This is a genomic window from Paucilactobacillus suebicus DSM 5007 = KCTC 3549 (genome assembly GCF_001434475.1).
GTDB lineage: Bacteria > Bacillota > Bacilli > Lactobacillales > Lactobacillaceae > Paucilactobacillus > Paucilactobacillus suebicus.
In genome coordinates, this window is sequence record NZ_AZGF01000009.1 from 1 (window position 1) to 15,847 (window position 15,847).

A 15,847-nucleotide genomic window follows, 5' to 3' on the forward strand; every position below is an offset into this window, starting at 1 on the left:
ATCCAAGTACCGGCACGGATGGTGAAAGTGTGACTGGTGATGGCACCTTGAGTTACACGAAGGCTGCCAGTGCCAATCCAATCAGTGCTTCTGATTTGAGTAAGGCCGATTCACCAGCTGCAATCAGTGTTGAACCAGATGATTACTATGAGACCACAACAACTGATGATCCAGACGTTGGAATTACCACGACCACCACAAATGTTGAATCTAAGAAAGATAATCCAGTTTCATTAGAAAATGATAGTGGTCAAGGCAATGCAGTACCAAATTCTGATACGGATGGAACGGTAGAGTCAACTCAACAAGCTAGTGTTACTACAGGCATTAAAGTAGGTATGACGCCATCGGGAGTTACAACTCATGATAAGGCTAACGCTGGTAGTGATAGTAATTCTACGAAATCCGGTAAGTTACCACAAACATCAGATGCTAAAGAAACCACTGGTATATTAGGTATCTTGGGAGCTACACTTGGCCTTATCAGTCTTGCAGGTATTCGTCGTCGCCGTGAAGAGGACGATAAATAAATCGTTAAAATAATATAATTCTAAAGGAGGTTAATCCGTAATAATTCAAATTAAATAAGCTAAAAAGGCGAGAAACTTCATGTTTCTTGCCTTTTTAGGTATCAACCATTTTATATTTATAGTAACCAAAAAGCCTCAATCATGTGTGATTGAGGCTTTTTTAACTATTCTTTTGTAAAAATAAATCTAATAACGATTAAGACCATCCATAAATCCAGATCTGAATCCTGTCATTCCTAGATAGAAGAAGATGACGGCAACAACAATGAGAATAATTCCTGCTGCTTTATGATTTCGTTGAATAGTAAATGCACCGAGAATAACGGATGCTACGGCAGTTATTGGGAAGAACAAAGAAACGACACAAGTAATCCATCCCCAAATCATAAATTGCGTTATTTTACCAGCGGCCGGCCGTTGAACCGGTTGGTTGCCATACTGTGAATATGATGGCTGACTACTATTGAATTGTTGATTGCCATTTTGTGACTGCATATTATTCTGGTTGGGATTGTTCTGTCCCTGTGAAGCGTCAGCTGATTGCTTCGCCCCACAATTTGGACAAAATTCCGAGTTTAATGGAATCTTTGCTCCGCATTTATAACAAAACTTTGTTTTCTCTTCCATGATTAGTTGCTCCTCCACGTAATAACCAGCTTTGTACTCAGAATCCCCAGAGACTAACAGCTTGTTATTTTCAATAAAATTATTTTAAACATAGTGGATGTTCTAAAACTTCAGTTCACTATGTTTTGTAGTTTGTCTGATACTTAATGATACATCATTTGTAATTTATAGATACGACAACGAAGAAAAATTTATTGGCAAAGTTAATTAAAACATTCCTCAATCCAAATAGTCATCCAGCAGGTCCCTTAATTTACGAGCTTCCTCAATTGTCATGGAGACGCCTTTAGCCATTTTATGGTCACCATTTTTGTCATCGTACCATTTGCGTAAATCAATTCGATCTTCGTCAATTTTTGCATAGTGAATATTGTTCAGTTCAATCGGGCTTTTCTCTGAATTACGGATGACGCCAATTTTTTCGATAATTTCATAATCTGTACCTTCAACAAATGCCATATTATTTACTCCCTTTATGATCTATTTTGATACTTATTATAACGTAAATAGCATGATCAGTGATAATACGCACCTAAATTAGAAAATATTCCAATTTTGTATGTGTAAATAAACAATTTCCACAAATTATTAATAAATTCAAATTTATCTGATATGCTGAAATAAAAATAACTATGAAGAGGAATCAACATGTCGACTTTCAATGATTTGCGGATTGCTTACTTAAATTCAAATAACAATCATAACGAACTTAGCCAAGCTGAACTAAATCACTATGAACAACTGATCTTTAAAAGTAGGGTTGAAAATGAACAAGACGCTCACGCTTTTTCACGATCGCAACTTCAAGAAATCTATTTAACTGGTGCCAAGGCAGGCTTATATGCAGCGTATACGACTTATGCTTCAAGTACTAAAAAAGAACGCGAGCAATTAAATTACAATGTGATTATTTCTCTTGCAGATCGCTGGGCCACAATTACAACAGGAGTTATGATCGATGCTCTTAGTAATGTTAAATCGAAAGAGTTCACTCAGATGAACGAGCAGATTGAAGTTATTATTGAAAATGCAGGGAACCTTAGAAAGTTGTTGATGATTGACCTGATGTGTGTCTATTTTTCCGGCTGGCAAGTTGGGTTTGACGTCTCCTTAGAAATGTTAAAGGCGGCCGATTTGAATGAGGTCGATGAAGCTATCCAAATGACTAAAAAGGTTAAACAAAGAGCTGAAATTGAAGCATTTTCTCAGTTTAAATACACATTAGACCACGATGATGCTATGTTAATTGTGTATCGAGATATTAATGCTGGTTTACAATCAAAAAAATAGAATCCCGAACGGATTCTATTTTTTTAATCTAATTTGTCATAGTACAAAATTTCTGGTTTTTTATCATCGGACAAGATAAGCTTGCTAATACTGCCATTTCTAGTTGGAATGCCTGTATCTAACTGTGGTGCATACCGTGAGATGATTGAGCGAATAGTGTTGCCATGCGAGACGACTACAATATTATCGCCATCGTTAGAATTTTCGATTAGCTTGTCAAAGCCACGGTCAAGCCTGGTCCAAAACATTTGGTTATCTTCGGCGTCACCATACAAATCAGCTTTATGAATTAAGTCGCGGGCCTTTTCCAAACCGAAATGACTCATTATGCCTGATTCAGTGGTTGTTTGTACTTGTTCACCGACAAATTGCCACATCTGACTGAGATCATTTCCTTCAAAGTATCCGTGACACTGTTCACGAAGTTCGGGAAACTGGTATGAAATCAAATGAATGTTGTCAGGATTTTGTTTTAATAATAATCGTAGGGTCTCAATAGCACGTCCAGAATCGCTGCTAAAGCCAGCCGAAAATTTGACGTCAGCAAGCCGTTTGCCGGCACTAATTGCATCGTTAATTCCTTTGTCTGTTAGGGGTGAATCAATCCATCCTTGGACTTTATTGTAACGGTTTAACATCGTTTGACCATGACGCACAAAATATGCAGTAATCGTTTTCATTGCTATCCCTCCATTTTTTTTCTGTCTTCATTGTATCATTTTAGCTGGTATTATATCTTGCAACAGCTTTTTTAGTTTACTTTGAATAAAATAAATACGGATCCATGAAAAGTGGCCGACTGGTAAGAATTTTTTGTAATAAAAAAAGACCAAATTTTAACCTTTGATCTACAAATTTAATATTTTTTATATCAATCTAAACACTATAACTGGTAAATCTGACAGGGGCCCCCAGGTTATGCCAATCAGGATGTAGGCGTTGCAGTTCAGCGATTTGATTAGTTGCCTCTTCTGAAATGTGGAATGTTTGGCTGATGTCTTCATGATTTGCACCAGCGACAATTAGGCGAGCAGATTGGTCCGTTGTTAGTGGCTGATTCCAGCCATTAACGCTCCATAACTCCTGTCCAATAATGTTCCAAATGATAATATTGACCTTTGAAAACATTATATAGCTGTTATTGCTGGCATTTTGGGCAAATTCGTTAGTATTATCACCGTATTCGTTAGCAATTTGTTCACTTCGATTTAAAAACTGTGTAACCTGATTAATATCCGTGAGATCAATGTTAATATCTGGCTTCATTATTATCACCTCTTGAATGGGATTATATCAGCTAATCAGTAATTGAAGCGGCTTTTTATTCTGTGTTACAACAAACTTAATGGATTGTATGGAATTATTATGTAAGTATTAACCTTTTATCTGAAATTGATCCAAAAACTATGAGTTGTGACTTTTTCTAGATACGATCACGAATTTTACTTTTGGTATTGATACGGTTCAAACTGTCAAAATATGTTCGCTAATTACATTTGTTATCTAATGTGCTTTTGGATCAGAGTCTTGGTCATCCACAAGCCCCTTAAGTACAATTAAATCATTTTGATCATGGACTGATATAAGGGGCTCAACGCCCAAATCAGTGACTGTATACTCGCGTTGCTTTGATTTAACGTAAACATCAATCGCTAGTTCACTTTCACCATCAAAGTGTTCTAAAAGACTAATTAGGTTCCTAACTTCCATCCTATCGTCTCCTTTGTTGCTAAAATATTGCTTTAGGGTTATATACATCTATATGTATTAACATATAATACGTTTTCACTTCAAGTATACACTGATTAAACAATATTAAATGCTATTTTTTTAAATTGTCGTTGAATCTTTTGACTTAATTTGTTCAATTCACATCCAACTGTTATTAGTTAGAGTACTTTTTAGAGAAAACAAAATACGTGGTCACATTTAATATTTTTAGCTAATTGATTAATCTAGAAAGTAAGCTTTAATACGATACTTTTTGTAACGAAAATATGACTATTTAAAGTAAATACAGATGATTACTCTAAAATAATTCACATTTTAGACCTAACATGTAATATGGAATTGTATTGATCTTTACGTTTGGATGCGGTTATACTGCAATAAACGGTATTATGAATTATATTTTACTAGAAACTGTGAGGATTGTTCCACATGCATAAATTAAATGCGATGAAGAACACGAGAATGGGCTTTTTTACAATTCTGGTGGTCTTATTTTGGTTAAAAACGATGCTTGCCTACTTTGTGGATTTTAATTTAGGGGTGGAGGGAATATTTCAATATTTCATCCTTTTAATAAATCCGTTGGCGACAACAATTTTTTTATTTGGGATTGCTTTTTATTTTAAACGATCACGATTCTTTTACCCAATTTTGATGGGTCTCTATATTGCAAATACGGTTTTATTGTATTTAAACATTGTTTATTATCGTGAATTTACGGATTTTATGACCATCACTGCAATGACTGGCTACTCGAAAGTTAATCAAGGTTTGAGTGCCAGTTCGTGGTCATTGACTAATTTTCATGATGTATTTTATTGGATTGACATCGTCATTATCCTGTTACTGATGCTGTTTAGGAAAATTAAGTTTGATCCAAGGGGGATGAATCATCGTCCGGCCTTTGCACTTAGTTCACTGGCGATTGTGCTGTTTGGTGTTAATCTGTCCCTGGCAGAAATGGATCGGCCACAATTGTTGACACGGACATTTGATCGTACCTATGTTGTTAAGTATCTTGGTATTGATGCGTTCACTGCATACGATGCAGTGACCACAGAACAGACGAGCCATGTCCGAAAGTCCGCGACAAAGTCGGAATTAAAAGCCGTCAAGAAATTTACGGATGCGCATTACGCTAAACCAAATAAGAGTATGTATGGCATTGCCAAAGGGCGTAACGTCTTTATCATTCACTTGGAGAGTTTCCAGCAGTTTTTGATTGATAAAAAGATTAACGGTAAGGAAGTTACACCGTTCTTAAATTCAATTTATCACGGCAGTAATACCTACTCATTTGATAATTTCTTTAATCAAGTTGGGCAGGGTAAGACTAGCGATGCCGAAAACATGCTTGAGACTAGTACTTATGGACTAGCACAGGGATCGTTATTTACTTCAATTGGTAGTGATAATACGTTCCAAGCAGCGCCGGCAATTTTAAAGCAACGAGCAGGCTATACAAGTGCAGTATTCCACGGGAACGTTGCTAGTTTCTGGAATCGAAATAATGTATACAAAAACATGGGATACCAGTACTTCTTTGATGCCAGTTATTATGATACTTCTGGTGATAAATCAACTGGATATGGATTGAAGGACAAACTGTTGTTCAAGGATTCAGTTAAGTATTTGGAACAGTTGCAGCAGCCGTTTTATGCTAAATATATTACTGTTACTAACCATCTGCCGTATACGCTTGATTCAGAAGATCAGGATCCTAACTTTAAGACGGTTGATACTGGAGATAGTACCGTTGATAATTACTTTGTAACTGCACACTATCTTGATCAATCATTAAAAGAGTTCTTTACGTATCTTAAGAAGGCTGGATTATATAAAAACTCAATCTTCGTCATTTATGGTGACCATTATGGGATTTCTGATTCTGAGAATCCTAAATTGGCACCGGTATTGGGTAAAAGTGCAAGTAGCTGGGATAGTTTTGATAATGCTCAATTACAACGTGTACCATTAATGTTCTTAATTCCTGATTCTGGAGGCCATGGGCGAATCATTCATACCTATGGCGGTGAAATTGATGTGCTACCAACCTTGATGCATTTATTAGGGGTCAGCTCGAAACGATATATTCAGTTTGGTACCGACTTATTCTCAAGCCAACATGATACAACGGTTGCGTTCAGAAATAAGGACTTTGTCACACCAAAATATACCAGCATTTCTGGAGTCATTTATAACAACAGTAATGGTAAAAAAGCTAAGTTAACCAAGGCCCAAAAGAAGAGTCTGGAGAAGGATCAAGATAAGGTTGATAAGGAATTAGATTTGTCCGATTCATTGAATGAAAAGAACTTATTACGCTTCTACCATCCTAAGGGCTTCAAGAAAGTTAAAGCCTCTGATTACAACTATTCAGATGGTCTGGATAAAGAAATCAAGATTGAGGATCAATTAAAGGGTAAATCAACTAGTTTGTATTCCAAAAACGGTGACAAGAGTACAGTTGATGAGTATGTTACTGACGCTCCTGAAGTTAGTCATGCAAAGACTGATTCTAACCGAATCAAGATTACGAATGAGGATGGCAACTCAGCAAGCAATTAAAAATAGTTAATTTATGGTCCTCAAGGCGTTGTTAGAAGATACAATGCAAAGTTATAATTAAGACTGTATTCAACTACTCCTGAGTACAGAAATATCCATATTTTTTGTAGTGTGTGAGTCCCTCGTTACTGCTGACGAGGGACTCTTTTATTATAGATTGTCAAAGCTTTTAGATTTGGTGGTAAATATTGAAGTTTTAGTTGAGATCGATGTAAAATTTTAAAATAAATAAAGGAAGTTTCGTTAAATATTCGAAACTTCTTTTTATGATAAGAACTATTATATAAACGGGGTGGACTAATGGACAATAATAATGTAATAACGTGTGGGCAAACGTTAACAGTTGTGGCTCACAGAATCATGCCTGAAGACTTGAATGAGCATGGAACCTTATTTGGTGGAGGAACATTAAGCTTGGTTGACCGCGAAGCATCATTAGCAGCATTACGAGTGTCTAAAGCGCCAATTGTCACTGCTAAAATTGATCATATCAACTTCATTAGGCCGATGGATCTGAGCGTCTCGTTGAATTTAGAATCCTATGTTTCCGGATTCGGGCACCGTTCAATTGAAGTATTCACAAAAATCATTGGTGAAGATTTAAGGACAGGTAAAAGATTTTTGGCGTTCACATGTTTTGTGACATTTGTGGTGGAGAATCCCACTGGGAAAATAGGATTTGATCATCTGATACCTGAAAATGACGAACAAAATTCAATTTGTGATGGCTATCAAAAACGCGTTATTAGACGAAAACAAGATCGTCAGGATTTAAATAATTTATCAAACCATATCAATATAAATCGTGCGTATTAAGTGTTTGAATATAGGCTGCAGATTGAGATACAGCCAATTCTTTTGTCGTTAAAATAACACAGCACTTATTGTGATATTTGTTTTGTAACTATTTATAATACAATTATGTTACAGAGTAATCGCTTGATCAGAGTTATAGACATAGTAGGGGTAAAATATAATTATTAATACTGAAATACGTAATAATGTATAAATGCTATTATAAATAAACATCAAATTAGTGATATTTAAATTGTGAGGTAACCATTGTGTATAAATTCTTTGTGCAACAATTAGTGGACAAGTTTCAGCATTCACTGGTTGGTTATGAACTACTAATGCGTAGGCGTGATGGTGATCAGTGGGTATTACCCGTGGATTTTGCAACTATACCAGTAGAGGATGTTGTTAATGCACTTCTAGAAGCGTCTGAGCTTCTTAAAGGTAAAGTACCCATCATTGCCTTAAATCTAAATCGTGACCAACTACTTAATATTGATTTACTGAATGCAATTGTCGATTGTAAGGATAAAATTGTACCGCTGAAGTTAGTGATTGAGATTACTGAGGAAGAGAGCTCTCAAAAAATAGATGACGAATTAATATTGGACAGGGTGAAATTCTTTTGGAATAACGACATTCAAATCGCATTGGATGATGTTAGTAACGGAGAAAATCATTTTGATGGAATTGTTAATTTGATTCCATTTGCTTCCGAGATAAAATTTGCGTTACAAAATGATCACTTAGATTTTAGTGCGCCGGAAGTCCAAAGATTGATTAGTAATTGGCAAGATATTGCCAATCAACACCATATCAGATTTGTGTTAGAAGGAATCGAAACGTCTACAGATGATGTGACCGCTGACAGATTAGGGATTGCTTATCGTCAGGGATATTACTATGGTAAGCCTTATTTGGTGGATTCATAGATTGCGACCGCATATTTTTTCTAGTATCAGATAAAATTGAGAGTATACTGGGTTTATAAATATTTGCGAGATGGTAACTAGATTTTTAATGATCTAATTTTAGGATGGTTGATGTTAATGAACAATAATTCATTTAGTAAGCATGCCAATCAGTCAGTGAACTTTGAATTCACGACTCGTTTAAAACCACAAGTAAGATATATAAGAACGCGTCGATTGAACAAACGAAGATCAGGCGTTTCGTATGATGAATACAGTCATCGTTGGAAGGCAAAATTAAGGTTTCAAGGTTACTTAGTATATAATCAGAGTTTCTATACGCGTGCAGATGCAGAACGTGCGCGACGAGAGATGATTGCTAAATTTTTTAGTTAATTAGGATAAATCGGAACGTTCAGCAAACGGTTAAAGCCCACAAAACCAAAATCCAAATTTGAGGATTTCAGTTTTGTGGGCTTTATGTTACGGGTGCAAAACTGATTTACTATCATAAAAAATCAGGAAATTGCCCTGGTTGAAGAATTATATTATTAGCCAAATAAACGCGACAATTTTTCAGATGTTTTAAGCTTTCTTTCAAAAGAAAAATAACGACCATTATCATTAGTTAATGTAATTGAACTAACGGATGAATTCTTCATAATGCATTGTGCGATTTCATTCAGAAAGATTAGTTGATCATTAATTGTGGGTTTTGCTGTATCAATATTCCAAGTATCATCAACTGATTTTCCTTCAACGGTAACTTCGTTAAATGGATCACTGGTGGTCATCGCATCATTTTTAAGTAACTCAACCACGTCGACAAGTTCCTGGTGGTTTCTTACTTGGTAACAAATATCTGTGTGTTCAATATTTTCAATAACTTGCTTAATTTGAGATAGTGAGGCTGGACGGATTTCTGACATGCTGATCTTCCTTTGTAATATTATTATTTATGTAAAAATATTGGGACATTGCCGTTGCAGCCAATAGTTCCCTGGATTGCACAGAACAATTATCTGACCGCAATCCTAATTGATAAAACTTCTGTGACTTCTTTCATATCATGGATGGTGATTGTTATATTCTCGCGGTAGTTACGTAATGAAAGGATTAAAAACGTAACTAATGAATACATTATACCGTAATAATATGTATATATGGTGTTAAAAATTATCTTTTTCTTAAAAAATATAATAAATCAATAGATAATATTGACATTTTTACATAAATTTCACTGAAATCCTTTCTAAGGACGATAAATCGGTCGTTGTTATTTACTTGTCGGCTCCATGCATACTAAAATATACATATAGATGGTGTATTTCTTTCTGTATATATCTGGTAATGGTTGGTTAGGAGTGGGAAAAATGACAAAAAGAAAATTTACGACAACGATGGATCCTGAATTGATTAAACAGTTGAAATTAGCTGCTGTTGAAGAAGACGTGAGCGTTGCTAATATATTGGACCGATTAATCAAAAAATTTTTAGATGAGCATCCTAATGCTGAGTGATTGTTAGTTATATAAGTCAATTTTGTTGCGTTATGAATGGTGATCCGATAGACTTGTGGCAATCATAATCAGGAGGGGACTGATTGGAATGATTCGTGAAATAAAAAGGACACCTGTTGAGTTACAAGAGGTGATGCAACACATTTTTCCGGATAATTTACCTAATGAATTGGCACAAGAACAGGAGCTAGATTTGTTTGCTAAATTTGTTAGTGATTATCATATTGTTCAAGCTGATGATAGCCAAAGCGTTAAAAAGCACCTGTTGTTAGACCAGGTCATGCAACAAATTCTTGATTTCTATCATTTTACCCGTGCAAATTCACTTGATCGTTCCCGTGTTTTTAAAGATCAAAATGGAGTGTCATGGCTATTTGTATCACCCAACGTTGTTTCAAGAGTGACTGGTTATGCTGAAAATGTAAAAGATAACTATGATGATTCTAATTCTTCGTATCTTGGCAAACATCAGTTACCAGTCACACCGAGTGATGACAGCGATAGGAACTTTTCATTAGATACTATTATTTTAGGATTGGATAGTTTTAGATTTCCTGGGCGATCGTTTGATATAATGTTTAGGTTAGATCAATTAGAGTTTTTAATTGAAAATGTCTCAGATCAGGGATTTTTAACTGAATTTAAGTGATACTAATCGATAGCTAGTACTAAAAATATGGCTGAAGGATACACTCCTTTCAGCCATATTTTTGAGTTTATTCAATTTTAAATATATGTTTTAGCAATTTCATTCTTCTTAAACCACTATGCCAAATTAACGACCAGAAATCATCGTTCAGATCTAACGAATTCATTTCAATATCGTGTAACTTTTCTGGAGAGAAATTAATGTTTTTATCCTCCATATATTCTTCGGTTACGTGCGACATCATTTGAATGAAGCCATATTCGTAGCCATTTGCATATGCTTCAAGGATTGGAGTATATCCCATTGGTAAATGCTGTTCATCACCAAGTTTAGCGTTAAATTCTTCTTGACTGACTCTCTCATCATATTTGATTGATGTGGTCATGTCGTTAATAAATTGTTCGTAGAAAAGAGACTTATAATCTTCGTAGTCTTGAGATACGTAGTAATTAATGGATGATTGTAACTGAATAGTCACTTCGTATTCATCGATTTTATCTGGTCCTGTCATTCTGATGAATGCTGTATAGACATCAGTTTCAGAATCAATTAGACCAAGCATGAAGTGGTTCATTAACATAATAGGCCATTCGGTATAGTTTTTCAGCGGAAATGAAGCATCGATCGCACTGTTAAGGGAGTCTATTTTTCGCATACGTTACTCCAATTTAATTAATTTATATAATTATAGCTTAAATTGTTAATTTTGATAATACTAATACAGTATTTACATAAAAAGTGTATATTTATGGTTTTATTTTCAAAAAATGAGATAATGGTATATACAATATACCGAGAGGAAGTAATCAAATCACCGATTTCAAACCAAAGTGGATGCTACTGAGCTTTAATGATCGGTATGCAATTAACGTTTCCCAAATATTGATGACGCATTTAGCGCAGCACGGAATTGAAAATGCAGATCATAAACTAACGATCGATTACGACCAATTAATGCAGGATGTTATTAATAACACAACATTTGTCATTTTTAACTGGACAGATGCAGTTAAAAACGAGTTGGTAAATTTTGCTTTTACAAATAAAGTTGATAATCCAGCTAACATCGTTGGTACTGGCAATTTTGTATATACCAAACGCCTTAGTGATGGGTCTATTGATGCGTCTGCTGGAGAAGATTGGGCAAATCAGATTAAAGAAAATGATTCACTGCGACGCCAAAACCATATTATTACCATGGACAGTAGTGCTGATGAAATAATGAGATCCTTGATATTTGCGCCTGATCAAGATATGCAGCAAAGAATTGATGTTAATAGCATCTCCACGTGGATTAAGTATATCCAAGAACAGATTTATCGAGAATTTGCCCACCATAGTGCATCGATTGCTGCTAATTTTGATAATGAATCTAAATTTGGATTGGCAATGAGCGCATACTCGCAGTTACCGGCTGAACAACAACAGGATAATTTAATGAATTTAAAGCAAAAAATCGCTGAAAATCGATTTAATGATTTAACCGACATTCAACGATATATTTTTGACACTCAGAGTTTTAATAATGTGATTTTACAGGGGCCTGGAAAGGGATTGTATGCTTATCCAGCCGGGGACATATTTCCACCAAAGTAAAAAAAAAATTGATTTGATGAAATGGACAATATAATCCGCAACACATTGTTAAACCGAATAACAAATGTGGCCAAAATTGACATCGTCCGACGTTTTTTGTCAGAAACGCCAAAGCAGTATTTTAGATTAGATCACACGTAATGCTATCCAACACATAACGATCCTGGTTTGCAGCCTCATTATCACCTGGAGTTTTACCGAACTGTTCTTCACAGTAACTGATTACGCGAAGCTTTTTGTTGCTGGCGTAAATTGCTGAATCTTCGGTTGCAGTTTTATCTATTAACACGTAGATTTGTTTTGATTTAATCTTTTGCATCTTAAATTACCTCTTTTAGTATAATTAGTTAACTATTGTAAGTTATTTTAGCACTAATAGTTTTAACGTAAATGAGTGTTTTTATTTTTGAATGATAAATAATAAAAATGAAACAATAAAAAAGCTGGTATTAAAGGATTTTTCCTTAATATCAGCTTTTTAAAATTTTACTAGTCTGTAGCTACGGTATCAGTTTCTTTAACCAAGGGTGTTGTTTCATGGATCAACCAATCAGTAATTTCCATCAACTGATTGACATCCATGTCACCTTTTTTATTTTCGAGCGTTAGGAGTGAAGAATCCATTTCACCGAGCGCTAGTGTGTAATAGTGACTTTTATCTCGCAAGGCCATAATGCGATTGTATCCATGGCTAATATTACATTCAAAGATATCTTTAATTGTTGATTCATGTTTCCAGTAGCGCAGTTCTTCAGCAAATTTCGTCAATGTTTGAATAGACTTTCGGGCTGCATGCTTTCGCTTAGCCGGATCTTTAATTTGAGCTAATCGAGCAGGGTTGATATGTGGTTCGAGCGTCTTAACAGTAGCCGGGATAATTAAATTCATCAAAATAACCTCTTCATATTAATAATTGTAAGTATTTGTATTCGGTTACATTATAAAACAAAGTTACTGGATTTAATGTTATATTTCAGTTAGATTTTTAGCTTGATTTTTAATTATTTATTCATTTTCGTGAATTTAAAACAAAATGGTGGTCAATATTATAGGCCGCCATCTTTGTAGAATATAAAAATTATTTTTCACTTAGCTTATTGTGCAGTGTAACCACCATCAACAACAAATTCAGAACCAGTAGCAAACTTGGATTCATCAGAAGCTAAATAAACGCAGATATATGCAATATCATCTGGTTCACCCAAATGGCCCATCGGCGTTTTGGTACGATCTGCCATCGCATCTTCGGCCCCTGGAATGTTTTCAACTAATGGGGTCTTGATATATCCTGGATGAACTGTGTTTACACGTACTCCGTAATCCTTCAAAGCACAATCGAGTGCGGCGGATTTGGACATAATCCTAACAGCACCTTTTGATGCATTGTAAGCACCAAGGTTTGGATCACCAATAAATCCTTCAATCGATGACATATTGATAATAGATGCACCAAGATTTTTGTTCTTCATGCGCTGGATCGCTAGACGAGTACCGAAAAATACGCCATCTAGGTTAATTGACATTAATTTACGCCATGTTTCTGTGGAGGTTTCTTCAATCGATCCTGTTAAGCCAACACCTGCGTTATTAACTAGTGTTGAAACAGGACCAAATATTTTTTCAGTTTCATCAAATAATTTTACCCAGCCATCTTCATCGGCTGAATCATGTTGAATAAACCGAATTTCATCAGGACCACCAATTTTCTTGGCAGCTTCTTCACCTACATCTGCATGACGCCCAGTGATGACAACCTTTGCTCCCTCTTTAACAAAACGATTTGCGATACCAAAACCAATGCCGAGACTCCCACCAGTGACAATTGCAACTTTTCCGTCTAAACGATGACTCATGAAATCGACCTCCTATAATCTTAGTATACTTGGATCATAACATAGCCCTGTCTAACCGCCAAATGAAACGCTTACATAAAATTTTGAAAATAATGTCAAACAGTTTGAAATCAGTTATTAAATTGCAATTTATGACAGATCAATGAAGAATGTCCTGGCATCTTGATATGAATTAGTGACACAATTTAGTTAAAACGTGTGGTATAACATAGGCATCATACTAATGACGGGTGAATAATAATAATGATAATTAACCAGGAAAATTTACTACAAGCAGATGAAATAAAGGATCAATTAAAAAAAGAGGTCGTTGATGAAAGCCGAATTAAAATTGGTAGTTTGGTTTTCAGCAACTTCCTCAAGTATTATCAATTATGTAGATCAGCAGTTAATGAAGTTAGTACAAGATTGGATAATTTAAATACTGACTTCCAATTACGATATGAACATAATCCAATTAATCGAATTGATGAACGAATTAAAAATATTCATAGTTTAATGCATAAAGTGGCACGAAAAGGGATACCCAAAGATTTAGATATGATTAACCGACGAATTCATGACATTGCTGGTGTTCGTGTTATTGTTAATTATATTGATGATGTTTACCTTGTTCGTGATGCTTTATTAGCTCAAAGTGACATCAAATTAATTAGGACAAGAGACTACATTAAACATCCTAAGGATAACGGATACCGGAGTTTGCATTTAGTGGTATCAGTGCCAGTTTTTCAAACTGATGGTAAAAAGATAGCTTTAGTGGAGGTTCAAATTAGAACGATGGGGATGGATATGTGGGCCAGTTTGGATGAAAAAATGCATTACCAGGCGGTTAAAAATTCGCAGGCAGGAGTTCATGCGCCAGAATTAGAAAAATATGCTGGAGAACTTAATAGTATTGAAAGGGATATGCAGACAATTTTTACCGAACTGGGGGAGACAGATTGAATTTAGCTTATGTCAAATAAATGTTTTAATACGGCAATTCTTTTTACGCCATCATGCCAAATCTTACCCCAATATCGATCATCAAATTCGAATGAATTCATTTCGATTTTCTGAATCTTGGTATTTGAAAAATGAACATCATTTGTGACCATATATTGTTTAGTGATATGCTCCATCATCTGTGTGAACCCAAAATTATAGCCGGTTGCGTACGCCTCAATAATCGGCGTATATCCCATGGGTAAGGGTGCACCAGGAGTTCTTGCCACAATATGATAGGTATTTTTTGTAATTCTTTGGTCGTATTGAATGCTTTCTGACATTTCTTGAATAAATTGATCGTGAAATAATTTTTGGTAGTTGACAGTGTCTTTCTTGATAAATGAATCTGTAACTATGCGACACTCAACAATTTGTTTCTGAGTCAATTTAGATGTGTGAAATTGAAGTCGCAAAAATGACTGATATAGTTTAAGTTCACTATTTGTTATTCCTGTATTTAACTGTATTACCAGTTTTTCGGGCCAGTGGTGATATTCTTCCACTGGAAAACATGTATCAATAGCGGCATTTAGGGTGTTGGTAATTGGCATAATAGCGCCTCCACGTCTATTTATTAATAATAGTGTACCGCTTTAATCAATGATTACGAAATAGCTTGAGGGCCATTATTTTATTAAACATTCTTTTGTTTGGAAAAAAATAAGTGGAAAAATTTGGCAAGGTATTGCACAATCGTATTAGTGTATTTACAATATTAATTGTATTCAAATTTTTGGATATCTTATTAGTGTTTAAGGCTGACTCCGACTCCTCCTAAGATGTTGAA

The 15,847-nt window shown here is 35.1% G+C and carries 21 protein-coding genes; 10 read left to right on the plus strand and 11 right to left on the minus strand.

What is annotated here, in order from left to right:
- On the plus strand, nucleotides 1-530 hold a 530-nt coding region (locus tag FD16_RS05150), incomplete at its 5' end, for an LPXTG cell wall anchor domain-containing protein (protein ID WP_056938532.1).
- A gap of 186 nt (nucleotides 531-716) precedes the next feature.
- On the opposite strand, the gene FD16_RS05155 is transcribed toward FD16_RS05150, so the two are convergent.
- Both FD16_RS05155 and FD16_RS05160 read right to left on the minus strand, forming a co-directional pair.
- On the minus strand, nucleotides 717-1,157 hold the full coding sequence (locus FD16_RS05155; protein WP_010621761.1) for a zinc ribbon domain-containing protein: 441 nt from the start codon (nucleotides 1,155-1,157) through the stop codon (nucleotides 717-719).
- Between the two features lie 219 nt (nucleotides 1,158-1,376).
- Nucleotides 1,377-1,616 (minus strand): PC4/YdbC family ssDNA-binding protein, encoded by a 240-nt coding sequence (locus FD16_RS05160; RefSeq protein WP_010621762.1) that lies wholly within the window; start codon nucleotides 1,614-1,616, stop codon nucleotides 1,377-1,379.
- Between the two features lie 189 nt (nucleotides 1,617-1,805).
- Between FD16_RS05160 and FD16_RS05165 the strand changes: the two genes are divergently transcribed.
- Entirely contained in the window at nucleotides 1,806-2,447 is a 642-nt protein-coding gene (locus FD16_RS05165) for a hypothetical protein (RefSeq protein ID WP_010621763.1), read from the plus strand.
- Between the two features lie 23 nt (nucleotides 2,448-2,470).
- Here the strand turns inward: FD16_RS05165 and FD16_RS05170 are convergent, their stop codons facing one another.
- From FD16_RS05170 to FD16_RS05180, 3 genes are all read right to left on the minus strand, one after another.
- Nucleotides 2,471-3,127, minus strand: coding sequence for a histidine phosphatase family protein (locus tag FD16_RS05170; protein ID WP_010621764.1), 657 nt, complete (start codon nucleotides 3,125-3,127; stop codon nucleotides 2,471-2,473).
- A gap of 196 nt (nucleotides 3,128-3,323) precedes the next feature.
- Complete coding sequence (locus tag FD16_RS05175) at nucleotides 3,324-3,713, minus strand: hypothetical protein (RefSeq protein ID WP_010621765.1); 390 nt, start codon at nucleotides 3,711-3,713, stop codon at nucleotides 3,324-3,326.
- 237 nt (nucleotides 3,714-3,950) lie between these two features.
- Nucleotides 3,951-4,157 (minus strand): hypothetical protein, encoded by a 207-nt coding sequence (locus tag FD16_RS05180; protein ID WP_010621766.1) that lies wholly within the window; start codon nucleotides 4,155-4,157, stop codon nucleotides 3,951-3,953.
- 450 nt (nucleotides 4,158-4,607) lie between these two features.
- Between FD16_RS05180 and FD16_RS05185 the strand changes: the two genes are divergently transcribed.
- The 4 genes from FD16_RS05185 (at nucleotide 4,608) to FD16_RS05200 (ending at nucleotide 8,848) form a co-directional block, all read left to right on the plus strand.
- Nucleotides 4,608-6,746, plus strand: coding sequence for an LTA synthase family protein (locus FD16_RS05185; protein ID WP_029508335.1), 2,139 nt, complete (start codon nucleotides 4,608-4,610; stop codon nucleotides 6,744-6,746).
- A 300-nt stretch (nucleotides 6,747-7,046) separates the two neighbouring features.
- Nucleotides 7,047-7,562 carry an acyl-CoA thioesterase gene (locus FD16_RS05190; RefSeq protein WP_010621768.1) on the plus strand — a complete coding sequence of 172 codons (516 nt, stop codon included), beginning with the start codon at nucleotides 7,047-7,049 and terminating at the stop codon, nucleotides 7,560-7,562.
- 248 nt (nucleotides 7,563-7,810) lie between these two features.
- Nucleotides 7,811-8,473, plus strand: coding sequence for an EAL domain-containing protein (locus tag FD16_RS05195; protein WP_010621769.1), 663 nt, complete (start codon nucleotides 7,811-7,813; stop codon nucleotides 8,471-8,473).
- 117 nt (nucleotides 8,474-8,590) lie between these two features.
- Nucleotides 8,591-8,848: a hypothetical protein gene (locus tag FD16_RS05200; RefSeq protein WP_010621770.1), complete on the plus strand. Its 258-nt coding sequence runs from the start codon at nucleotides 8,591-8,593 to the stop codon at nucleotides 8,846-8,848.
- Nucleotides 8,849-9,003: 155 nt separating this feature from the next.
- Here the strand turns inward: FD16_RS05200 and FD16_RS05205 are convergent, their stop codons facing one another.
- Complete coding sequence (locus tag FD16_RS05205) at nucleotides 9,004-9,381, minus strand: hypothetical protein (RefSeq protein ID WP_010621771.1); 378 nt, start codon at nucleotides 9,379-9,381, stop codon at nucleotides 9,004-9,006.
- Between the two features lie 444 nt (nucleotides 9,382-9,825).
- On the opposite strand from FD16_RS05205, the gene FD16_RS13020 reads away from it, so the two are divergent.
- Together FD16_RS13020 and FD16_RS05210 are read left to right on the plus strand one after the other, a co-directional pair.
- Nucleotides 9,826-9,972: a hypothetical protein gene (locus tag FD16_RS13020; protein WP_164478690.1), complete on the plus strand. Its 147-nt coding sequence runs from the start codon at nucleotides 9,826-9,828 to the stop codon at nucleotides 9,970-9,972.
- A gap of 88 nt (nucleotides 9,973-10,060) precedes the next feature.
- Nucleotides 10,061-10,621: a hypothetical protein gene (locus FD16_RS05210; protein ID WP_010621772.1), complete on the plus strand. Its 561-nt coding sequence runs from the start codon at nucleotides 10,061-10,063 to the stop codon at nucleotides 10,619-10,621.
- 67 nt (nucleotides 10,622-10,688) lie between these two features.
- Here the strand turns inward: FD16_RS05210 and FD16_RS05215 are convergent, their stop codons facing one another.
- The gene (locus tag FD16_RS05215) at nucleotides 10,689-11,276 is read right to left on the minus strand and encodes a hypothetical protein (RefSeq protein WP_010621773.1); all 588 of its coding nucleotides are present in this window, start codon (nucleotides 11,274-11,276) and stop codon (nucleotides 10,689-10,691) included.
- Between the two features lie 179 nt (nucleotides 11,277-11,455).
- Between FD16_RS05215 and FD16_RS05220 the strand changes: the two genes are divergently transcribed.
- Nucleotides 11,456-12,217: a hypothetical protein gene (locus FD16_RS05220; protein ID WP_010621774.1), complete on the plus strand. Its 762-nt coding sequence runs from the start codon at nucleotides 11,456-11,458 to the stop codon at nucleotides 12,215-12,217.
- Between the two features lie 121 nt (nucleotides 12,218-12,338).
- Here FD16_RS05220 and FD16_RS05225 read toward each other — a convergent pair whose 3' ends face one another.
- The 3 genes from FD16_RS05225 to FD16_RS05235 all read right to left on the minus strand — a co-directional run bounded on the left by FD16_RS05225 (nucleotide 12,339) and on the right by FD16_RS05235 (nucleotide 14,070).
- Nucleotides 12,339-12,536 carry a hypothetical protein gene (locus FD16_RS05225; RefSeq protein WP_010621775.1) on the minus strand — a complete coding sequence of 66 codons (198 nt, stop codon included), beginning with the start codon at nucleotides 12,534-12,536 and terminating at the stop codon, nucleotides 12,339-12,341.
- A 170-nt stretch (nucleotides 12,537-12,706) separates the two neighbouring features.
- Nucleotides 12,707-13,105 (minus strand): hypothetical protein, encoded by a 399-nt coding sequence (locus tag FD16_RS05230; RefSeq protein WP_010621776.1) that lies wholly within the window; start codon nucleotides 13,103-13,105, stop codon nucleotides 12,707-12,709.
- A gap of 206 nt (nucleotides 13,106-13,311) precedes the next feature.
- Nucleotides 13,312-14,070, minus strand: coding sequence for an NADP-dependent (R)-specific alcohol dehydrogenase (locus FD16_RS05235; RefSeq protein WP_010621777.1), 759 nt, complete (start codon nucleotides 14,068-14,070; stop codon nucleotides 13,312-13,314).
- A gap of 243 nt (nucleotides 14,071-14,313) precedes the next feature.
- Here FD16_RS05235 and FD16_RS05240 point away from each other — a divergent pair, with 243 nt between their 5' ends.
- Nucleotides 14,314-15,018, plus strand: coding sequence for a GTP pyrophosphokinase (locus FD16_RS05240; RefSeq protein WP_010621778.1), 705 nt, complete (start codon nucleotides 14,314-14,316; stop codon nucleotides 15,016-15,018).
- 2 nt (nucleotides 15,019-15,020) lie between these two features.
- On the opposite strand, the gene FD16_RS05245 is transcribed toward FD16_RS05240, so the two are convergent.
- Nucleotides 15,021-15,611: a hypothetical protein gene (locus FD16_RS05245; protein ID WP_010621779.1), complete on the minus strand. Its 591-nt coding sequence runs from the start codon at nucleotides 15,609-15,611 to the stop codon at nucleotides 15,021-15,023.
- Between the last annotated feature and the right edge of the window lie 236 nt (nucleotides 15,612-15,847).